The 18,721-nt window shown below is 71.1% G+C and carries 18 protein-coding genes; 9 read left to right on the forward strand and 9 right to left on the reverse strand.

The annotated features are described in order from the left end of the window. The first annotated feature begins 28 nt into the window (after positions 1 to 28). Both TTH_RS09930 and TTH_RS09935 read left to right on the forward strand, forming a co-directional pair. The gene (locus TTH_RS09930; protein WP_011229043.1) at positions 29 to 1,879 is read left to right on the forward strand and encodes a 2-oxoacid:acceptor oxidoreductase subunit alpha; all 1,851 of its coding nucleotides are present in this window, start codon (positions 29 to 31) and stop codon (positions 1,877 to 1,879) included. Between the two features lies 1 nt (position 1,880). Further along, positions 1,881 to 2,795: a 2-oxoacid:ferredoxin oxidoreductase subunit beta gene (locus TTH_RS09935; RefSeq protein WP_011229044.1), complete on the forward strand. Its 915-nt coding sequence runs from the start codon at positions 1,881 to 1,883 to the stop codon at positions 2,793 to 2,795. On the opposite strand, the gene TTH_RS09940 is transcribed toward TTH_RS09935, so the two are convergent. Further along, positions 2,792 to 3,187 carry an FAD-dependent oxidoreductase gene (locus TTH_RS09940; RefSeq protein WP_024119560.1) on the reverse strand — a complete coding sequence of 132 codons (396 nt, stop codon included), beginning with the start codon at positions 3,185 to 3,187 and terminating at the stop codon, positions 2,792 to 2,794. The genes TTH_RS09935 and TTH_RS09940 overlap by 4 nt on opposite strands. A gap of 70 nt (positions 3,188 to 3,257) precedes the next feature. Here TTH_RS09940 and pheS point away from each other — a divergent pair, with 70 nt between their 5' ends. From pheS to TTH_RS09955, 3 genes are all read left to right on the forward strand, one after another. After that, positions 3,258 to 4,310 carry a phenylalanine--tRNA ligase subunit alpha gene (gene pheS / locus TTH_RS09945; RefSeq protein WP_011229046.1) on the forward strand — a complete coding sequence of 351 codons (1,053 nt, stop codon included), beginning with the start codon at positions 3,258 to 3,260 and terminating at the stop codon, positions 4,308 to 4,310. After that, positions 4,307 to 6,664, forward strand: a complete 2,358-nt coding sequence (pheT, locus tag TTH_RS09950) for a phenylalanine--tRNA ligase subunit beta (RefSeq protein WP_011229047.1) — start codon at positions 4,307 to 4,309, stop codon at positions 6,662 to 6,664. Before pheS ends, pheT begins: the two co-directional genes overlap by 4 nt. Before the next feature lie 113 nt (positions 6,665 to 6,777). Beyond that, positions 6,778 to 7,242, forward strand: a complete 465-nt coding sequence (locus tag TTH_RS09955) for a hypothetical protein (protein WP_011229049.1) — start codon at positions 6,778 to 6,780, stop codon at positions 7,240 to 7,242. On the opposite strand, the gene pfkA is transcribed toward TTH_RS09955, so the two are convergent. The 4 genes from pfkA to TTH_RS09975 all read right to left on the reverse strand — a co-directional run bounded on the left by pfkA (position 7,219) and on the right by TTH_RS09975 (position 10,065). Further along, positions 7,219 to 8,187 (reverse strand): 6-phosphofructokinase, encoded by a 969-nt coding sequence (pfkA, locus tag TTH_RS09960; RefSeq protein ID WP_011173968.1) that lies wholly within the window; start codon positions 8,185 to 8,187, stop codon positions 7,219 to 7,221. The genes TTH_RS09955 and pfkA overlap by 24 nt on opposite strands. Beyond that, positions 8,184 to 8,978: a 16S rRNA (cytidine(1402)-2'-O)-methyltransferase gene (gene rsmI / locus TTH_RS09965; protein ID WP_011229050.1), complete on the reverse strand. Its 795-nt coding sequence runs from the start codon at positions 8,976 to 8,978 to the stop codon at positions 8,184 to 8,186. Before rsmI ends, pfkA begins: the two co-directional genes overlap by 4 nt. Before the next feature lies 1 nt (position 8,979). After that, entirely contained in the window at positions 8,980 to 9,474 is a 495-nt protein-coding gene (locus TTH_RS09970; protein ID WP_011229051.1) for a hypothetical protein, read from the reverse strand. 63 nt (positions 9,475 to 9,537) lie between these two features. Beyond that, positions 9,538 to 10,065, reverse strand: a complete 528-nt coding sequence (locus TTH_RS09975) for an inorganic diphosphatase (protein ID WP_011173971.1) — start codon at positions 10,063 to 10,065, stop codon at positions 9,538 to 9,540. Between the two features lie 32 nt (positions 10,066 to 10,097). Here TTH_RS09975 and TTH_RS09980 point away from each other — a divergent pair, with 32 nt between their 5' ends. The 3 genes from TTH_RS09980 to TTH_RS09990 are packed head-to-tail and all read left to right on the forward strand — an operon-like array spanning position 10,098 to position 13,035. Beyond that, positions 10,098 to 10,724 (forward strand): YcxB family protein, encoded by a 627-nt coding sequence (locus tag TTH_RS09980; protein WP_011173972.1) that lies wholly within the window; start codon positions 10,098 to 10,100, stop codon positions 10,722 to 10,724. Then, positions 10,697 to 11,005: a ComEA family DNA-binding protein gene (locus TTH_RS09985; protein WP_024119555.1), complete on the forward strand. Its 309-nt coding sequence runs from the start codon at positions 10,697 to 10,699 to the stop codon at positions 11,003 to 11,005. Before TTH_RS09980 ends, TTH_RS09985 begins: the two co-directional genes overlap by 28 nt. Further along, on the forward strand, positions 11,002 to 13,035 hold the full coding sequence (locus tag TTH_RS09990) for a DNA internalization-related competence protein ComEC/Rec2 (protein ID WP_011229052.1): 2,034 nt from the start codon (positions 11,002 to 11,004) through the stop codon (positions 13,033 to 13,035). Before TTH_RS09985 ends, TTH_RS09990 begins: the two co-directional genes overlap by 4 nt. Here the strand turns inward: TTH_RS09990 and TTH_RS09995 are convergent. From TTH_RS09995 to mnmG, 4 genes are read right to left on the reverse strand one after another with little or no spacing between them, the layout of a single operon-like run. Continuing rightward, positions 13,023 to 13,832: a ParB/RepB/Spo0J family partition protein gene (locus TTH_RS09995; protein WP_011229053.1), complete on the reverse strand. Its 810-nt coding sequence runs from the start codon at positions 13,830 to 13,832 to the stop codon at positions 13,023 to 13,025. The genes TTH_RS09990 and TTH_RS09995 overlap by 13 nt on opposite strands. Further along, the gene (soj, locus tag TTH_RS10000) at positions 13,816 to 14,565 is read right to left on the reverse strand and encodes a chromosome-partitioning ATPase Soj (RefSeq protein WP_011229054.1); all 750 of its coding nucleotides are present in this window, start codon (positions 14,563 to 14,565) and stop codon (positions 13,816 to 13,818) included. Before soj ends, TTH_RS09995 begins: the two co-directional genes overlap by 17 nt. Continuing rightward, positions 14,559 to 15,308: a 16S rRNA (guanine(527)-N(7))-methyltransferase RsmG gene (gene rsmG / locus TTH_RS10005; protein ID WP_011229055.1), complete on the reverse strand. Its 750-nt coding sequence runs from the start codon at positions 15,306 to 15,308 to the stop codon at positions 14,559 to 14,561. Before rsmG ends, soj begins: the two co-directional genes overlap by 7 nt. Beyond that, entirely contained in the window at positions 15,308 to 17,101 is a 1,794-nt protein-coding gene (gene mnmG, locus TTH_RS10010) for a tRNA uridine-5-carboxymethylaminomethyl(34) synthesis enzyme MnmG (protein ID WP_011229056.1), read from the reverse strand. The genes rsmG and mnmG overlap by 1 nt, the downstream gene beginning before the upstream one ends. Before the next feature lie 62 nt (positions 17,102 to 17,163). Here mnmG and dnaA point away from each other — a divergent pair, with 62 nt between their 5' ends. Further along, entirely contained in the window at positions 17,164 to 18,474 is a 1,311-nt protein-coding gene (gene dnaA, locus TTH_RS10015) for a chromosomal replication initiator protein DnaA (protein ID WP_011229057.1), read from the forward strand. The last annotated feature ends 247 nt before the right edge of the window (positions 18,475 to 18,721 follow it).

Genomic DNA, 18,721 nt, shown 5'->3' on the forward strand with positions numbered 1-18,721 from the left:
GGGGTAGGGTAAGCCCAAAGGGGGGAAGATGGAGGAGTTCACCTGGCGCGTGGGCGGCCCCCAAGGCGGGGGCATAGAGACGGCGGCCACCCTCTTCGCCCGGGCGGTGGGCAAGGGGGGGTGGTGGGTGGCCACCAAGCGGGAGTACCACTCCAACATCATGGGGCGGCACTCCTACCTGGACGTGCGCCTCGCGCGAAAACCGGTCCAGGCCTTCCGGGAGAGGGTGGACTTCCTGGTGGCCCTGGACGGGGAGACCCTGGCCCGGCACCTGGGGGAGGTGCGGGAAGGGGGGGTGGTGCTCTACGACCCCAAGGTCCTGGAGCTCACCCTGCACAAGCTCCCCATGCTGGACCACCGGGTGGCGGAGGACCTGGCCAAGCGCCTGGGCCAGGCCGACCCGTCCCTTAAGGAGGTGCTTCAGGCCTACGCCGAGGCCGGGGTCCAGCCCCTGCCCTACCCCTTTGAGGCGGTGGCGGACCGGATCGGGGAGGCCCTGGGGGTGCCCTCCCTCAAGGCCCGGCGCACCCTGAACACCATCGCCGTGGCGGCGAGCCTCCACCTCCTCAGCTACCCCTTAGAACCCCTCCTCCAGGCCCTCGCCCTCCAGTTCCGGGGGGAGGTGCTGGAGCTCAACCGCAAGGTGGCCGAGGCCGTGTACCGGGAGGAGGCGCCCAGGCTTCCCTTCCGCCTCGAGGTCCTGGGCCCCGCGCCCGGCCGGATCTACCTCACCGGGGCCCAGGCCGCCGCTTTGGGCAAGCTCGCCGGAGGCCTCCGCTTCCAGACCTACTACCCCATAAGCCCCGCCACGGACGAGAGCGTCTTCCTCGAGGCCCACACCCACCTCCCCGGGGCGGACGTGGCCGTGGTCCAGACGGAGGACGAGATCGCCGCGGTGAACATGGCGGTGGGGGCCGCCCTCGCCGGGGCCAAGGCGGCCACGGCCACAAGCGGCCCCGGCTTCAGCCTCATGGCCGAGGGGCTGGGCTTCGCCGGGATGATTGAGGCGCCCTTGGTGGTGACCCTCTACCAGCGGGGCGGGCCCAGCACCGGGCTTCCCACCCGCACGGAGCAGGGGGACCTGATGTTCGCCATACGGGGCGGGCACGGGGAGTACCCGAGGCTCGTCTTGGCCTCGGGGGACATCCTGGACGCCTTTTTGGATGCCCAGAAGGCCCTCGCCTGGGCCTGGCGCTACCAGACGGTGGTGGTCCACCTCCTGGACAAGTTCCTGGCCTCCCTGGCCCAAAGCCTTCCCAAGGAGGCCCTGAAGGTGCTTTCCCTGGACGGGGAAAAGCGCCTCTCCCCCCGGGAGGGCTTCGGGCCCTACCAGCGGTACGCCCCGGGAGAGGACGGCCTTTCCCCCTTCATCCCCATCGGCACCCCTGGGGGCTTCTACTGGATGACCTCCGACGAGCACGACCCCCTGGGCCACATCACCGAAGACGTGGAGCTCAGGGAGCTCCAGATGGAAAAGCGCATGGAGAAGCTGGAGCTCGCCCGCAAGGAGATCCCCCTCGAGGACCAGTACACCCTCTTCCGGGATGGGGAGGTGCTGGTCTTGGGCTGGGGGACGGTGAAGGGCACCCTCCTGGAGGCCCTGGACCACCTGGAAGGGGTGGGCTACCTCCACCTCCGCCTCCTCTGGCCCTTTCCCCGGATCGCCCCCCTTCTGGAGGGGAAGACCCTGGTGACGGTGGAGCACAACTACTCGGGGCAGCTCGCCGACCTCGTGCAGCAGGAAACCCTGAAGCGGGTCCACCACCGGGTGGTGAAGTACAACGGCCGGCCCATCACCCTGGAGGAGGCCGTGGAGGCCCTGAAGGCGGTAAGGGAGGGCCGGGCCCCGGAAAGGCTCGTGCTGAGGAAGGGAGTCTGAGATGCTGGAGCTCAAGCTTGCGGACTACAAGGCGGAAAAGCAACCCGACTGGTGCCCGGGGTGCGGGGACTACGGCATCCTCTCCGCCCTCCAGATGGCCCTCTTTGAACTGAAGCGGGATCCCAGCCAGACGGCGGTCTTCTCGGGCATCGGCTGCTCGGCCAAGACCCCCCACTACCTGAACGTCTACGGGGTCCACACCCTCCACGGCCGGGTGCTCCCCGTGGCCCAGGGGGCCAAGCTGGCCAACCCCCACCTCACGGTGGTGGCCGTGGGCGGGGACGGGGACGGCCTGGGCATCGGGGCCGGGCACTTCGTGGCCGCGGGGCGCAGGAACGTGGACATGCTCTACATCCTCTACGACAACGAGGTCTACGGCCTCACCAAGGGCCAGGCCGGGCCCACCCTGGGCCTGGGGGAGAAGACCAAAAGCCTCCCCAAGCCCAACCCCCAAAGCCGCCTCAACCCCTTGCTCCTGGCCTTTGCCGCGGGCTACACCTGGATCGCCCGGGGCTACGCCTACGACGTGAAGGGCCTGAAGGAACTCATCAAGGAGGGAATTGAGCACAGGGGCCTGGCCTTCCTCCATGTCCTCCAGCCCTGCCCCACCTACAACGACCTGCACACCAAGGAGTGGTTCGCCCCCAGGCTTTACAAGCTCCAGGAAGAGGGCTACGACCCCCATGTCCCCGCAGGGCTTTCCCCGGAGGAGCTGGACCGCAAGATGATGCTTTTCCAGGAAAAGGCCCTGGAGTGGGGGGAGCGGATCCCCGTGGGCGTCTTCTGGAAGGCCGAGCTGCCCACCTTTGAAGCGCGGCTTAAGGCCTACCTCCCCCGCTACCCCGAGGCCTACCCGGCCCGGGGTCCGGAGGCCCCCTTGGACCTGGAGGGCCTCCTCCAGGAGTTCGCCCTCTAAAGCTGGAACCGGGCCGCCCCTTCCTTCGGGCGGTAAGCCGGGTCCAGGAAGCGCCCGGGGGCGAAGGCCCGGGCCCAGGCGGGGGCCTCCTCCCCCAGGGCCCAGGCCGCCAGGGCCTCGAGGCGGCCCACGTACAGGTACCCCCGCCGGTTAGGGCGGGCCACCCCGGCGAAGGGCGAAAGGAGGTCCAGGCTCTCCCGGACCAAGGCGGCCAGGTCCTCGTCCCCGGGCCAGAAGAGGCGGTAGGCCTCCGTGGACTTGTCGCTGGTGCAGGAAAGGGGGGCCTCCCGCTCCAGCACCCAGGGCCTGAGCCCCCTTCGCGCCAAAAAGTAGGCGGCGGAAAGGCCGGCAAGGCCCCCGCCCACCACCAAAGCCTCCACGCGCCGCTCCATGCCCAAAGCCTCCTTCCGGGTTCGCGCCCATCGTACACCGAGGCGGTATCCTCTTGGGAAGAGGGGTGCCATGCTGGAAGAAGCCTTGGCCGCCATCCAAAACGCCCGGGACCTGGAGGAGCTCAAAGCCCTCAAGGCCCGCTACCTGGGGAAGAAGGGCCTCTTGACCCAGGAGATGAAGGGCCTTTCGGCCCTTCCCCTGGAGGAGCGCCGGAAACGGGGCCAGGAGCTGAACGCCATCAAGGCCGCCCTCGAGGCGGCCCTGGAGGCGCGGGAAAAGGCCCTGGAGGAGGCGGCCCTCAAGGAGGCCTTGGAGCGGGAGCGGGTGGACGTGAGCCTTCCCGGAGCAAGCCTCTTCTCCGGGGGGCTCCACCCCATCACCCTCATGGAGCGGGAGCTCGTGGAGATCTTCCGCGCCCTGGGCTACCAGGCGGTGGAGGGCCCCGAGGTGGAGAGCGAGTTCTTCAACTTTGACGCCCTGAACATCCCCGAACACCACCCGGCGCGGGACATGTGGGACACCTTCTGGCTCACTGGGGAGGGCTTTAGGCTGGAAGGCCCCCTGGGGGAGGAGGTGGAGGGGCGCCTCCTCCTCAGGACCCACACCTCCCCCATGCAGGTCCGGTACATGGTGGCCCACACCCCCCCTTTCCGCATCGTGGTCCCGGGCCGGGTCTTCCGCTTTGAGCAGACGGACGCCACCCACGAGGCCGTCTTCCACCAGCTGGAGGGCCTGGTGGTGGGCGAGGGGATCGCCATGGCCCACCTCAAGGGGGCGATTTACGAGCTCGCCCAGGCCCTCTTCGGCCCCGACTCCAAGGTGCGCTTCCAGCCCGTCTACTTCCCCTTCGTGGAGCCCGGGGCCCAGTTCGCCGTGTGGTGGCCCGAGGGGGGGAAGTGGCTGGAGCTGGGCGGGGCCGGGATGGTCCACCCCAAGGTCTTCCAGGCGGTGGACGCCTACCGGGAAAGGCTCGGCCTGCCCCCGGCCTACCGGGGGGTCACGGGCTTCGCCTTCGGGCTCGGGGTGGAGCGCCTCGCCATGCTCCGCTACGGCATCCCCGACATCCGCTACTTCTTCGGGGGCAGGCTCAAGTTCCTGGAGCAGTTCAAGGGGGTTCTATGAGGGTGCCCTTCTCCTGGCTAAAAGCCTACGTGCCCGAGCTGGAAAGCCCCGAGGTCCTGGAGGAGCGCCTGGCGGGCCTGGGGTTTGAAACGGACCGGATAGAGCGGGTCTTCCCCATCCCAAGAGGGGTGGTCTTCGCCCGGGTCCTGGAGGCCCACCCCATCCCCGGCACCCGGCTTAAGCGCCTGGTCCTGGACGCGGGCCGGACGGTGGAAGTGGTCTCGGGGGCGGAAAACGCCCGAAAAGGAATCGGGGTGGCCCTGGCCCTCCCCGGGACGGAGCTTCCCGGCCTGGGCCAAAAGGTGGGGGAACGGGTCATCCAAGGGGTGCGGTCCTTCGGCATGGCCCTCTCTCCCCGGGAGCTCGGGGTAGGGGAGTACGGCGGGGGGCTTCTGGAGTTCCCCGAGGACGCCCTCCCCCCCGGCACCCCCCTTTCGGAGGCCTGGCCGGAGGAGGTGGTGCTGGACCTCGAGGTCACCCCGAACCGCCCGGACGCCCTGGGCCTTTTGGGCCTCGCCCGGGACCTCCACGCCCTGGGCTACGCCCTGGTGGAGCCCGAAGCGGCCCTGAAGGCGGAGGCCCTTCCCCTCCCCTTCGCCCTCAAGGTGGAGGACCCGGAGGGCGCCCCCCACTTCACCCTGGGCTACGCCTTCGGCCTAAGGGTGGCCCCAAGCCCCCTCTGGATGCAGCGGGCCCTCTTCGCCGCGGGCATGCGGCCCATCAACAACGTCGTGGACGTGACCAACTACGTCATGCTGGAAAGGGCCCAGCCCATGCACGCCTTTGACCTGCGCTTCGTAGGAGAGGGGATCGCGGTGCGCCGGGCGCGGGAAGGGGAGCGGCTTAAGACCCTGGACGGGGTGGAAAGAACCCTCCACCCCGAGGACCTGGTGATCGCCGGGTGGCGGGGGGAGGAGAGCTTCCCCTTGGGCCTCGCCGGGGTCATGGGCGGGGCGGAGAGCGAGGTCCGGGAGGACACGGAGGCCATCGCCTTGGAGGTGGCCTGCTTTGACCCGGTCTCCATCCGCAAGACCGCCCGCCGCCACGGCCTGCGCACCGAGGCGAGCCACCGCTTTGAGCGGGGGGTGGACCCCCTGGGCCAGGTCCCCGCCCAGAGGCGGGCCTTAAGCCTCCTCCAGGCCCTGGCGGGGGCCCGGGTGGCCGAGGCCCTCCTCGAGGCGGGAAGCCCCAAGCCCCCGGAGGCCATCCCCTTCCGCCCCGAGTACGCCAACCGCCTCCTGGGCACGTCCTACCCCGAGGCCGAGCAGATCGCCATCCTCAAGCGGCTCGGGTGCCGGGTGGAAGGCGAAGGCCCCACCTACCGGGTCACCCCGCCCAGCCACCGCCTGGACCTCAGGCTGGAGGAGGACCTGGTGGAGGAGGTGGCCCGCATCCAGGGCTACGAGACCATCCCCTTGGCCCTCCCCGCCTTCTTCCCCGCCCCCGACAACCGCGGGGTAGAAGCCCCCTACCGGAAGGAGCAGCGCCTAAGGGAAGTCCTCTCCGGGCTCGGCTTCCAGGAGGTCTACACCTACAGCTTCATGGACCCCGAGGACGCCCGCCGCTTCCGCCTTGATCCCCCCCGCCTCCTCCTCCTCAACCCCCTGGCCCCGGAAAAGGCGGCCCTCAGGACCCACCTCTTCCCCGGCCTGGTCCGGGTGCTGAAGGAGAACCTGGACCTGGACCGGCCCGAGCGGGCCCTCCTCTTTGAGGTGGGCCGGGTCTTCCGGGAGCGGGAGGAGACCCACCTGGCCGGCCTCCTCTTCGGCGAGGGGGTGGGCCTCCCCTGGGCCAAGGAGCGGCTTTCCGGCTACTTCCTCCTCAAGGGGTACCTCGAGGCCCTCTTCGCCCGGCTCGGCCTGGCCTTCCGGGTGGAGGCCCAGGCCTTCCCCTTCCTCCACCCCGGGGTCTCGGGACGGGTCCTGGTGGAGGGGGAGGAGGTGGGCTTCCTCGGCGCCCTCCACCCCGAGATCGCCCAGGAGCTGGAGCTTCCCCCCGTCCACCTCTTTGAGCTCCGCCTGCCCCTCCCGGACAAACCCCTCGCCTTCCAAGACCCCTCCCGCCACCCCGCCGCCTTCCGCGACCTGGCCGTGGTGGTCCCCGCCCCCACCCCNTACGGCGAGGTGGAGGCTTTGGTGCGGGAGGCCGCAGGCCCCTACCTGGAAAGCCTCGCCCTCTTTGACCTCTACCAAGGCCCGCCCCTGCCCGAAGGCCACAAGAGCCTCGCCTTCCACCTCCGCTTCCGCCACCCCAAGCGCACCCTGCGGGACGAGGAGGTGGAGGAGGCCGTCTCCCGGGTGGCGGAGGCCCTCAGGGCCAGGGGGTTCGGCCTGCGCGGCCTGGACACCCCGTAATGCCACCCCATGCTGGCTTGCGCCAGCATGGGGGCCCCGGCAAAAGGCCCTCAGAGGGCTTTTCCGGATTAGCCGGGCGAAGGAACCGGGGAGAAAAGGTATAAGCTGGGGGCATGCTCACCTGGGTGGACCTCCTGGCCCTCATGGTTCTGGCCCTCTCCCTGGCCCTGGGGTACCGGGGGGGGCTTGTCCTCGCCTGGGTCGGGCTCCTGGGCCTTCCCCTCTACGCGGCCGCCCTGGCCCTCGGCCTCCCCGCCTTCTGGACCGCCCTCGCCCTGGGGCTCGTCCTGGGGGCCTTGGCCAAAAGCCTCCCCCTCTTCCTCTCCGAGGCGGCGGAAAGGGGCCTCGGGCTTCTCGGGGGCGGCCTCCTCGGCCTCTTCCTCGCGGCGGCCATCTGGACGGGCTTCCCCAGCGAGCCCGCCCCTTCCGGGGGGATCCGCTACCCCTCCCTCCGCCTGCCCACCCCCATCTACCAGGGGGTGGCGCAAAGCCCCTTCGCCCGCCGGGTCTTCGCCTGGGCCTGGGGAACGCCCTGGGCGCGGAAGGCGTTGGGCCTAGAGGGCCAGCACCTGCGATAGGCGCAAGAGGGCCCGGTTGATGTCCTTCCTGCGCTCCACCGCCTCCTTCAGGGGGGTGAGGTCCACCTCGCCCTCCACCTCCCCCACCATGACCCCGCTCGCCCCGCCCACCAGGGCCTCCACCGCGGCCGCCCCCAGGCGGCTCGCCAGGATCCGGTCCTTGGCCGTGGGGCTCCCGCCCCGCTGGATGTGCCCCAGGACGGTGACCCGGGCCTCCACCTGGAGGTGCTCCCGGATGGCGGCGAGAAGCCCCGCGGCCCCGCCGGGGTAGGCCCCCTCGGCCACCACCACGATGGAGCTCTTCTTCCCCCGCCTCTGGGAGGCCTCCAGCACCTCGGCCACGGCCTTGGGGTCCACGGGCTCCTCGGGGACGGCGATGACCTCCGCCCCGCCGGCAAGCCCCACGTCCAGGGCGATGAACCCGGCGTGCCGCCCCATGACCTCTATGAAGAAGACCCGCTCGTGGCTCGCCGCGGTGTCCCGGATCCGGTCTATGGCCTCGAGGGCCGTGTTCACCGCGGTGTCAAAGCCGATGGTGTAGTCCGTGCCGTAGAGGTCGTTGTCTATGGTGCCCGGAACCCCCACCACCGGCATCCCGTGCTCCTCCACGAGGCAAAGCGCCCCGCGGAAGGTCCCGTCGCCGCCGATGGCCACCAGGCCCTCAATCCCCGCCGCCTGCAGCTTGGCGTAGGCCTTGGCCCGCCCCTCCTCCGTGAGGAACTCCTGGCTCCTCGCCGTGAGGAGGATCGTCCCGCCCCGCTGGATGATGTTGGCCACGTCCCGCACCCCCAAGGGCACCATCTCCCCTTGGATCATGCCGGCGTAGCCGCGGCGGATCCCGATGACCTCCACCCCCAGGGCGTGGGCCTGGCGCACCACCGCCCGGATGGCCGCGTTCATCCCCGGCGCGTCGCCGCCGCTGGTGAACACCCCGATGCGTTTCATCCCTCTTCCTCCTCCAAGGCCAGTCGGTACGCCTCGTTCCGGGGAAGGCCCAAGGCCACGAGGGCCCGGACCAAGGCCCTCCCCGAAAGCCCCTCCTCCTTCAGCCTCCGGGCCAGGGCCTCGCCGTTTGGGGCCTCCAGGGCCTTGGGTCCCAGGACGAGGACGAACTCCCCCCGGGGCTCCTGGAAATGTTCCAAGGCTTCCCGGAGGCTTCCACGAAAGATCTCCTCGTGGAGCTTGCTGAGCTCCCGGGCCACCGCCACGGGGTGATCCGGCCCGTAGACCTCGAGGAGATCCTCCAAGGTCTTGCGCAGGCGGTGGGGGCTCTCGTAGAGCACAGCCGTCCTCCCCTCCCGGGCCAAGGCCAGGATCCGCTCCCTCCGCTCCCTTCCCCCCTTCGGCAGGAACCCCTCAAAGGTGAAGCGGTGGGTGGGCAGGCCGGAGGCCACCAGGGCGGGGATCAAGGCCGTGGGGCCGGGAAGCGCTTCCACCCGCCAGCCCCACTCCAGGGCCAGGCGCACGAGCTCGGCCCCCGGGTCCGAGATCCCGGGGGTGCCGGCGTCCGTGGCGTAGGCCACGTAGCGGTAAGGCGCGAGGAGCTCCCGCGCCCGCCCCACCGTGTGCTGGTCCAGGCGGAGGGTGGGGGTGGGAATGCCGTAGTGCTTGAGGAGGAGCCCGGTGCGGCGGGTGTCCTCGCAGGCCACCACCTCCACCTCCTTGAGGACGCGGAGGGCCCTCAAGGTGATGTCCTCCAGGTTGCCGATGGGCGTGGGGACCAAGACCAGCCGCACGTCAGCCCACCACGGGGCGAAGAAGGGCCAGGGCCTCCCGGAAGGGGAACTCGTAGACGGAGCCCGAGGGCAGGGTGAACTCCAGAAGGTCCGGCGCCCCCCGGTAGACGATGCGCCGGAGCACCAAAGGCCCGGGCTCAGCCTCCACGTGGACGGTCAGGTAGTCGGGCTCCCGGTTGGGCTCGTCCTCGGCCTCCTCGGGGGCCTCGTCCCCCACCCCCTCCTCCAGGCGGCGCAGGGCCTCGGCCAGCTCCGCCTTGGCCACGCGCACCCCCTCCTCCAGGGTCCCGTCGGAGAAGCGGAGGACGGCCTCCTCCCCGTCCCCGTAGGCCTCGAGGCCCCAGAGGGGCTCCTTCTCCCCCCCCGGGGGCACCACCACCTCCAGGCCCCCATCGGAGAGGAGGCGGAGGACCGCCCCGCAGGCCTCGCAGTCCACGAGGTCCCCCACCTCGTACCCTTCCAGCTCCAGCGCCTCGCCGCAGACCGGGCAGACCATGCACACCCCCCTGAATTCTAATGGGGCCGGGGCGTCCCCGGCCCGGAAAGCGCCTTTCAGCCCCTAGCCCTTGTAGCGGGCGATGCAGGCCCGGACCTCCTCCAAGGCCGCCTTCCGGTCCCGCCAGCCCGTGACCTTGACCCACTTCCCCTTCTTGGCCTCGAGGGCCTTGTAGGTCTCAAAGAAGTGCTGGATCTCTTGCTTCACGCCCTCGGGGACGTCCCCGATGTCCTGGATGTGGTCCAGGCGCTGGTCCTCGGCCACCACCCCGATGACCTTGGCATCCCCGCCCTTCTCGTCCTCCATGAGGAGGAGGCCCACCACCCGGACCTCCACCACCACCCCGGGGAGGAGGGGGTAGGTGGAGAGGACGAGGCCGTCCAAGGGGTCCCCGTCCTCGGCCAGGGTGGAGGGGATGAAGCCGTAGTCCCCGGGGTAGAACTGGGCTCCCGGCAGGACCCGGTCCAGCTTGATCGCCCCGAGGTCCGGGTCGTACTCGTACTTGTTGCCCGAGCCGCGGGGGACCTCAATGACCATGTGGACCACCTCGGGCGCCTTGTCGCCCACGGGAAGGCTCTTCAGGTTCGCCATACCGCCCCCATTATGCCGTATAGAATGGGGCCATGGGCAAGTATGAAGCCGAGCTCGCCCGTCTCGGGGAGCGCCCCCTCGCCCAACTGGAGGGCCCGGAGGGGCTTCTCGCGGTCACGGAAACGGCGCTCCTCTTCCTGAGCGACCAGGGGGTGCAACGCCTGGAGCTCGCCCGGATCCGGCGGGTAACCCGGGGGGAAGGGGGGACGGTCCTGGTCCAGGGCGACGCGGAGGCCCTCTCCATCCCCCTGAAGGCCTTCCCCCTGGAGGAACTCAAGGCCTTCCTCGAGGGGCTCAAGCCCCACGTGGCCCGGGCCAAGAAGGCCACCGCCGCCCCCAGGCCCGAGCCCCCCAAGCCCCCCGCCCAGGAGGCCAAGGCCCCCGTCTGGGAGGAGGAGCCCCCGGCCAAAACCCCCTCGGTGGAGCTCGCCCCGGAGGAGCCCCCTCCCGCCCCTACCCCCACGCCCCCTCCCCCGGCCCAGGGAACCCGCAACCCTTTGGCCCTACCCCTGAGGCTCCTCGCCCTCCTCACCCTGGCCTACGCGGTGGGCTTCGCGGCCACCCACCCGGACGCCGACCCCTGGGTCCTCGGGGGAGTGGTCCTGGGCGGCCTCACCCTGGCCTTGACGGCCTGGTCCTCGGCTACCTCCTCGCGGTAGCCCTCCTCGGCCTCCTCGCCCTCTGGCCCAAGCTCGCCCCCGCCCCGCTTCCGGTGCGGGTGGAGGCCCTGGGAAAGGTCGCCCCTTTGCCCCAAGCGCAAACCCCCGTGAGCCTGAACGAGGCGAGCCTGGAAGAGCTCATGGCCCTGCCCGGCATCGGCCCCGTCCTGGCCCGGCGCATCGTGGAGGGCAGGCCCTACGCCCGGGTGGAGGACCTTCTCAAGGTGAAAGGGATCGGCCCCGCCACCCTGGAGCGCCTCCGCCCCTACCTCCGGCCATGAGGCCTTCTTGGACCTGGGGAGTGGGGCTTGGGGCGGGGGCTTTGGTGGCCGCCTGGGGGCTTTTCGCGCCTTGGGCCTTCCTTGGGCTCGGCCTCCTTCCCTTCCTCCGCCTTCCCTTCGCCCTGGGCTTCGGCCTCGTCCTGGCCCGGGCCCTCCTCTTCCCCTTGCCCGAGCCCCCGTGGGGCGCCGCCGTGGAGGGGGTCTTCGCCGTGAGGGGCGGGTTCACACGGGCGGAGGGCCACCTCCTCTGGGTGAGCCACTATCCCCCTCTACCGGACGGCCGCTACCGCCTCCGGGGGCGCATCGCCCCGCCCCAAGGCCGGACCAACCCCGGGGGGTTTGACCAACGGGCCTGGCTCCTGAGCCGGGGGGCCAAGGGGGTGCTCCGGGCCGAAAGCGCCGAGCCCTTGGGGCCCCTGCCCGACTGGAGGGAGGGGTTCCGGGAACGCCTAGGGGCGGGCCTGAGCCTCGAGGCCCGGGAGGTGGTGGAGGGCCTGGTCCTCGGGGACAAGGGGGGCTTAGAGACGGCCTACCCCCTCTTCCAGCGGGCGGGCCTCGCCCACCTCCTGGCGCTCTCTGGCCTTCACGTGGGGGTGCTCGTGGGCTTCGCCGTCCTCGGCCTCTACCCCCTGGGGCGGTGGCGCTACCTCCTGGCCCTCGCCCTCCTCCCCTTCTACCTCCTCCTCGCCGGGCCGAGCCCCTCCCTGGTGCGGGCGAGCCTCATGGCGGGCCTGTCCCTCCTCGGCCTCTTCCTGGGCCTTGGGGGGGCCGGGGTGGTCCAGGCCCTGGGGCTCGCCCTCTTCCTCCAGCTCCTCCTCCGCCCCGAGGCCCTCCTCGGCCTCGGGTTCCAGCTCTCCTACCTCGCGGTGCTGGGCCTGGCCCTGGTCCTCCCGGCCCTGAGGCTTCCCCCGGGCCCCAGGGGCTATCTCCTCGGGGGCGTGGCCGCAAGCCTGGCCGTCCAGGCCTTCCTCCTCCCCCTCCTCCTCCACCGCTTCGGCTTCGCCCCCCTCCTCGCCCCCCTCGCCAACCTCCTCGCCCTCCCCCTGGTGGCCCTCCTCGTGCCCCTCGGCTTCCTCAAGCTCTTCCTCGGCGCCCTCCCCGCCCCCCTGGTGGAGCCCCTCGCCCGGGGGCTCCTCCTCCTGGCGGGGCTTGCGGCCCAAGGGCCCCTCCTCCGCTGGGGGGAGATCGCCCCCCCAGGCTTTGCCCTCTACTACCTGGGCCTTCTCCCCCTCCTTTTCGCCCTCCACCGCAGGCTTCCCTGGCGGCGCGCCCTCCTCCTCGCCTCCCTGCCCACCCTGGTGGGCCTCCTCGCCGCCCGGCCAAAGCCGCTGGACCTCTGGATGCTGGACGTGGGCCAGGGGGACGCCCTCCTCGCCCGCATGGGGGGCGGGGAGGTCCTGGTGGACGGGGGACGGGCGGAGAAGGGGGAGGCGGTGGTCCGGGCCCTCCGCGCCCTCGGGGTGGAGGCCCTGGAGCTTTTGGTGGCCACCCACCCCGACGCGGACCACTACGGGGGGCTTTTCCGGGTGATAGAGGAGGTTCCCGTGGGCCTTGCCCTCCTCGCCCCCGGCTTCCCCGAGGACCACCCCCTGGCCCAGGCCCTAAGGGCGCGGGGCGTCCCCGTGGTGCGGGCCGGGGCGGGAACCCGCCTTAAGGTGGGCCAGGGCGAGGTCCGGGTGCTCTGGCCCGAGGCCCTCTCCGGGGACGACAACCAAGACGGCCTCGCCCTCCTCCTGGACTTCGGCCGGGGACGGGCCCTCCTCCTCGCCGACCTGCCCCGGGAGGTGGAGGCCAGGCTTCCCGTGGGGGAGGTGGAGGCGCTCAAGGTGAGCCACCACGGCTCCCAAAGCGGCACCTCCGAGGTCCTCCTGGAAAGGACGAGGCCCCGGGTGGCCCTCATCGGGGTGGGGCCCAACCCCTTCGGCCACCCCCACCCCGAGGTCCTGGAGCGCCTTGAGCGCCACGGCGCGGAGGTGCGCCGCACCGACCAGGACGGGGCGGTGCGCGTCCTCTTCGGCTACGCCTGGTAGCCGAGGCGCCGCAGAAGGGCCTCCAGCTCCTCCAAGGAGCGGTACTGGATCACCACCTTGCCCTTCTTCCCCCCCACCACCCTCACGGGCAGGCCCAGGTGGCGGGAGAGCTCCAGGGAGAGGGGGGAGGGCTCAGCGGGGCGCTTAGGGGCCATGGCCAGGCGCTCCCTCAGGGCCTCCGCCTGCCGCACGGAAAGCCCCTTCTCCAGGATCTCCTTAAGCCCCCAGAGCCGGTCCTCGGGCTCCAGCATGAGGAGGGCCCGGGCGTGGCCCGCGGTGATCTCCCCCCGCTCCAGGGCCTCGAGGGCCTCGGGGGGAAGCTGGAGGAGCCTGAGGGCGTTGGCCACGGTGGAGCGGGCCTTGCCCACCCGCCGGGCCACCTCCTCCTGGGTGAGGCCCATCTCCAAAAGGGCCTGGTAGCCCCGGGCCTCCTCCACAGGGGAGAGGTCCTCCCGCTGGAGGTTCTCCACCAGGGCGAGCTCCAAGGCCTCCCGGTCCGTGAGGTCCTTGACCACGGCGGGGACCTCCTGAAGCCCCGCCATGAGGGCGGCCCGGTAGCGCCTTTCCCCCGCCACGAGCTCGTACCCGTCCCCCTGGGGCCGGACGAGGAGGGGTTGGAGGAGGCCCTTCTCCCGGATGGAGTCGGCGAGCTCCTTGAGGCTCTCCTCGGCGAACCGCTTCCGCGGCTGGCGGGGGTTGGGGCGGATGCTGGCGAGGGGCAGGCGGACCACCCCCGCCCCCGTCTTGGGGAGCAGGGCCTCGAGGCCCCGCCCGAGACCGCTAGGCTTCCTGGACACGGGCCATCACCTCCTCTGCCAGGCGGCGGTAGGCGTGGGCCCCGGGGGAGGTGGGGGCGTGCTGGGCAATGGTCTTGCCGAAGCTCGGGGCCTCCGCCAGGCGGACGTTCCTGGGGATCACCGTCCAAAACACCTTCTCCCCGAAGTGGGCGCGGAGCTGGGCCTCCACCTGCTGGGCGAGCAGGGTGCGGCCGTCGTACATGGTCACCAGGATGCCGAGGAGGCGGAGGCTGGGGTTGAGGCCCGCCCGCACCTCCTCCAGGGTGGCGAGGAGGCCCGCCACCCCCTCCAGGGCGTAGTACTCGGCCTGGACCGGGACCACCACCCCTTCCGCCGCGGCCAGGGCGTTGAGGGTAAGAGGGGAAAGGCTCGGGGGCGCGTCCAGGAGGACGAGGTCGTAGCCCTCATCCCGCAGGACCTCCCGCAGGGCGGTGGGGGCCCCGGCCAACTCCACCGTGGCCCCCACCAGGTCCGGGGTGGCGGGCAGGAGGTGGAAGCCGTCCACGGGGTGCACGAGCCCCTCCAGGGGCTCCCCCTGGAGGAGGTGGTACACCCCCCGCTCCGCCCGCACCCCGAGGCCGCTCGTGGCGTTCCCCTGAGGGTCCAGGTCCACCAGGAGCACCCGCTTGCCCAGGCGGGCCAGGTAGGCCGCGAGGTTGATGGCCGTGGTGGTCTTGCCCACCCCGCCCTTCTGGTTGGCCAAGGCGATGCGCCGCACCTTGGCCCTTAGCATAACGGATGCCGCTCGGGAACCCCAGGGCGCCGGGGGTAGGCGGGGGGGGTGGGGGCGGTCTTCTCCAACACCACCAGGTGGCGCGCCTCCCCGGAGAGGGGAAGCTGGAGGGCGAGGACCTCCCCAAGCCGCCCGCCGAGCCGCTCCAGAGCGGGGGGCAGGGGGGCGAGCTCCTCCTCCACCCGGGGCCCCTTCATGGCTACCGCCGCCCCGCCCACCTCGAGGAAGGGCAAAAGGAGCTCGGAGAGGACGCAGAGAGGGGCCACGGCCCGGGCCACCGCCCGGGCGTAGGCCTCCCGGTGGCCCGCCTCCCGGGCGAGGACCTCCGCCCGGCCCCAGAGGGCCCGGGCCCCCTTGAGCCCAAGGACCTCTATGGCCCGCTCCACGAAGGCCACCTTCTTCCGGGTGGCGTCCACGAGGACGAGCTCCAGCTCGGGGCGGACGATCTTCAAGGGAAGGCCGGGAAACCCCGCCCCCGTCCCCAGGTCCAGGACCCGTAGGGGCCCCTGCCAGAGGGGAAGCCTGAGGAGAGTCAGGGAGTCCAGGAAGTGCTTGACCACCACCTCCTCCTCACCGCGGAGGGCGGTGAGGTTGACCTTCCCGCTCGCCTCCTGGAGGAGGGCGTAGAGGCGGGAGAAGGCCTCCAGGTGGGGCTTTAGGTCCAGGCCCAAGGCCTTTCCCCCCTCCAAGAGCAGGGCCCGGCCCCTTTCGCTCAGGCCCCCCGGGTGTTTCCCGTGAAACATCAGGCGCCCCGCCGCAGGTGGACGGCCAGGGCCGTGAGGTCCGAGTCCCGCACCCCGGGGATCCGGGCCGCCTCGGCGAGGCTTTTGGGCCGGTGGCGGGAGAGCTTCTCCGCCGCCTCCCGGGAAAGCCCCGGCACCTTGGGGAAGTCCATCCCCTCGGGGATGCGGAAGGCCTCGAGGTCCTTCATCTTCTCCCGCAGGCGCTCCTGCCGCTCAATGTAGCCCGCGTACTTGGCCCGCACCTCCACCTGGTAGGCCTCCTCGGGGGAGAGAGGCTCGGACGGGGGGAAGCGCTCCGCCAGGGCCCGGTAGGTGTTCTCCGGCCGCCTAAGCCACTGGAGACCGGAGACCCCTTCCACCCGAAGGGCCTGAAGGCGCCTAAGCTCCGCCGCCACCCTGCGGTACTTGGCCTCCACCCGCTCCAGATCCTCTTTGGGCCTCAGACCCCAGGCCACGGCCAAAGGGGTGAGGCGCTCGTCGGCGTTGTCCGCCCGGCAGAGGAGGCGGAGCTCCACCCGGGAGGTCATCATCCGGTAGGGCTCGTCCGTGCCCCGGCCCACGAGGTCGTCCACCAGGACCCCGATGTAGCCGCTTTCCCGGGGGAGGTGGACCTCGGGAAGGCCCAGGGCGAACCGGGCGGCGTTGAGCCCGGCCAGAAGCCCCTGGGCCGCCGCCTCCTCGTAGCCCGAGGTGCCGTTCACCTGCCCGGCGCTGAAAAGCCCAGGCAGGAGGCGGGACTGGAGGCCCCGGGTGAGCTCCGTGGGGTCCAGGCTGTCGTACTCCACGGCGTAGGCGTAGCGCTGGATCACCGCCCGCTCAAACCCGGGGAGGGAGCGCACCATCTCCTCCTGGAGCTCGGGAGGGAGGCTTGAGGAGAAGCCCTGGAGGTAGACCTCGGTGGTGGAGAGCCCGTCCGGCTCCACGAAGAGGAGGTGGCTCTCCTTGTCGGCGAAGCGCACCACCTTGTCCTCAATGGAGGGGCAGTACCGGGGGCCGATGCCCTGGATGTCCCCGGCGTAGAGGGGGGAGAGGTGGAGGTTCTCGCGGATGAGGCGGTGGGTCCGCGCCGTGGTGCGGGTCTGCCAGGTGGGGAGCCTGGCGGCGTGGGGCCCAGGGTTTCCCGTGAAACTCCCGGGCGGCACCTCGGGCGGGACCACCTCGAGGCGCCCGAAGTCCACGCTGTCCGCGCGGATCCTGGGCGGGGTCCCCGTCTTGAACCGCCTCAGGGTGTGGCCCACCGCCTTGAGGCTTTGGGAGAGGAAACGGGCCGGGGGCTCCCCCTGGCGCCCGGCGGGACGGCTCTTCCTTCCGTACCAGACCACCCCGGAAAGGAAGGTCCCCCCCGCCACCACCACCGCCTTGGCGGGGAGGGTCCGCCCGTCCACGGTGCGGACGCCGAGAAGCCTCCCCCCCTCTACCCAGAGGGCCGCCACCTCGCCCCGCAGCACCTCCACGGGCCTTTCCGCGAGGATCTCCTGGGCCTTGAGGGCGTAGAGGTCCCGGTCCACCTGGACCCTAAGGCTTTGCACCGCAGGGCCCTTGGAGCGGTTCAGGACCCGGGTGTGGATGGCGGCGGCGTCCGCCGCCCGGCCCATGAGCCCGCCCAGGGCCACCACCTCCGCCACGAGCTGGCTTTTCCCCGGCCCCCCCACGGCGGGGTTACAGGGCATCATGCCGATCCGGTCGGGGTTCACCGTCACCAGGGCCACCCGGACCCCCAGGGCGGCCGCCGCCCAGGCCGCCTCGAGGCCCGCGTGGCCCCCTCCCACCACCACCACGTCGTAGCCCGCCATCCCATCTCACTCTAGCGGGTCCCGGGGTTAAAATGGGGGACCGGGACGACGGAGGGGGAAGGTTGTCGCACGAGGCCGTCTGGCAACACGTTCTGGAGCACATCCGCCGCAGCATCACCGAGGTGGAGTTCCACACCTGGTTTGAAAGGATCCGCCCCTTGGGGATCCGGGACGGGGTGCTGGAGCTCGCCGTGCCCACCTCCTTTGCCCTGGACTGGATCCGGCGCCACTACGCCGGCCTCATCCAGGAGGCCCTCGGCCTCCTCGGGGCCCAGGCGCCCCGGTTTGAGCTCCGGGTGGTGCCCGGGGTCGTGGTCCAGGAGGACATCTTCCAGGCCGCCCCCGCCGAGGCCCCCCGGCCCAAGCTCAACCCGAAGTACACCTTTGAAAACTTCGTGGTGGGGCCCAACAACTCCATGGCCCACGCCGCCGCCGTGGCCGTGGCCGAGTCCCCCGGCCGGGCCTACAACCCCCTCTTCATCTACGGGGGCGTGGGCCTGGGAAAGACCCACCTGATGCACGCCGTGGGCCACTCCGTGGCCAAGCGCTTCCCCCACCTGAGGATTGAGTACGTTTCCACGGAAACTTTCACCAACGAGCTCATCAACGCCATCCGCGAGGACCGGATGACGGAGTTCCGGGAGCGGTACCGCTCCGTGGACCTCCTGCTGGTGGACGACGTCCAGTTCATCGCCGGAAAGGAGCGCACCCAGGAGGAGTTTTTCCACACCTTCAACGCCCTTTACGAGGCCCACAAGCAGATCATCCTCTCCTCCGACCGGCCGCCCAAGGACATCCTCACCCTGGAGGCGCGCCTGCGGAGCCGCTTTGAGTGGGGCCTGATCACCGACATCCAGCCCCCCGACCTGGAAACCCGGATCGCCATCCTGAAGATGAACGCCGAGCAGCGGGGCCTGAGGATCCCCGAGGACGCCCTGGAGTACATCGCCCGGCAGGTCACCTCCAACATCCGGGAGTTGGAAGGGGCCCTCATGCGGGCCATCGCCTTCGCCTCCCTCAACGGCGTTGAGCTGACCCGCGCCGTGGCCGCCAAGGCCCTCTCCGACATCTTCGCCCCCAGGGAGCTGGAGGCGGACCCCTTGGAGATCATCCGCAAAGTGGCGGACCACTTCGGCCTGAAACCGGAGGAGCTCACGGGGAGCGGCCGCAAGAAGGAGGTGGTCCTCCCCCGGCAGCTCGCCATGTACCTGGTGCGGGAGCTCACCCGGGCCTCCCTGCCCGAGATCGGCCAGCTCTTCGGCGGCCGGGACCACACCACGGTCCTCTACGCCATCCAGAAGGTCCAGGAGCTCGCGGAAAGCGACCGGGAGGTGCAGGGCCTCCTCCGCACCCTCCGGGAGGCGTGCACATGACCCCTGTGGATAACCTGTGGATAACCCTGTGGATAACCGGGCTCAAGCTGTGGATAACCCTGTGGATAACCTGTGGAAAACTCCGGGGGGGCCGACCCCTGTGGATAACCCGCCCTTTATCCACAGGTTATCCACAGGCCGGGGCCAGTTATCCACAGCAGTTATCCACAGCCCGTTTCTCGTCCTGGAGGGCGTTTTCCCCCGCTTATCCACATTTCCACAGGCCCTACTACTACGACTACGGATC

Origin of the sequence: Thermus thermophilus HB8 (genome assembly GCF_000091545.1) — a bacterium.
Classification (GTDB): Bacteria; Deinococcota; Deinococci; order Deinococcales; family Thermaceae; genus Thermus; species Thermus thermophilus.

Bases quoted from the DNA above. Each gene is read 5' to 3' on its own strand.
- TTH_RS09930 (WP_011229043.1), top strand. From the start codon at position 29: ATGGAGGAGTTCACCTGGCGCGTGGGCGGCCCCCAAGGCGGGGGCATA.
- TTH_RS09935 (WP_011229044.1), top strand. From the start codon at position 1,881: ATGCTGGAGCTCAAGCTTGCGGACTACAAGGCGGAAAAGCAACCCGAC.
- TTH_RS09940 (WP_024119560.1), bottom strand. From the start codon at position 3,187: ATGGAGCGGCGCGTGGAGGCTTTGGTGGTGGGCGGGGGCCTTGCCGGC.
- pheS (WP_011229046.1), top strand. From the start codon at position 3,258: ATGCTGGAAGAAGCCTTGGCCGCCATCCAAAACGCCCGGGACCTGGAG.
- TTH_RS09955 (WP_011229049.1), top strand. From the start codon at position 6,778: ATGCTCACCTGGGTGGACCTCCTGGCCCTCATGGTTCTGGCCCTCTCC.
- pfkA (WP_011173968.1), bottom strand. From the start codon at position 8,187: ATGAAACGCATCGGGGTGTTCACCAGCGGCGGCGACGCGCCGGGGATG.
- TTH_RS09970 (WP_011229051.1), bottom strand. From the start codon at position 9,474: ATGGTCTGCCCGGTCTGCGGCGAGGCGCTGGAGCTGGAAGGGTACGAG.
- TTH_RS09975 (WP_011173971.1), bottom strand. From the start codon at position 10,065: ATGGCGAACCTGAAGAGCCTTCCCGTGGGCGACAAGGCGCCCGAGGTG.
- TTH_RS09980 (WP_011173972.1), top strand. From the start codon at position 10,098: ATGGGCAAGTATGAAGCCGAGCTCGCCCGTCTCGGGGAGCGCCCCCTC.
- TTH_RS09990 (WP_011229052.1), top strand. From the start codon at position 11,002: ATGAGGCCTTCTTGGACCTGGGGAGTGGGGCTTGGGGCGGGGGCTTTG.
- soj (WP_011229054.1), bottom strand. From the start codon at position 14,565: ATGCTAAGGGCCAAGGTGCGGCGCATCGCCTTGGCCAACCAGAAGGGC.
- rsmG (WP_011229055.1), bottom strand. From the start codon at position 15,308: ATGTTTCACGGGAAACACCCGGGGGGCCTGAGCGAAAGGGGCCGGGCC.
- mnmG (WP_011229056.1), bottom strand. From the start codon at position 17,101: ATGGCGGGCTACGACGTGGTGGTGGTGGGAGGGGGCCACGCGGGCCTC.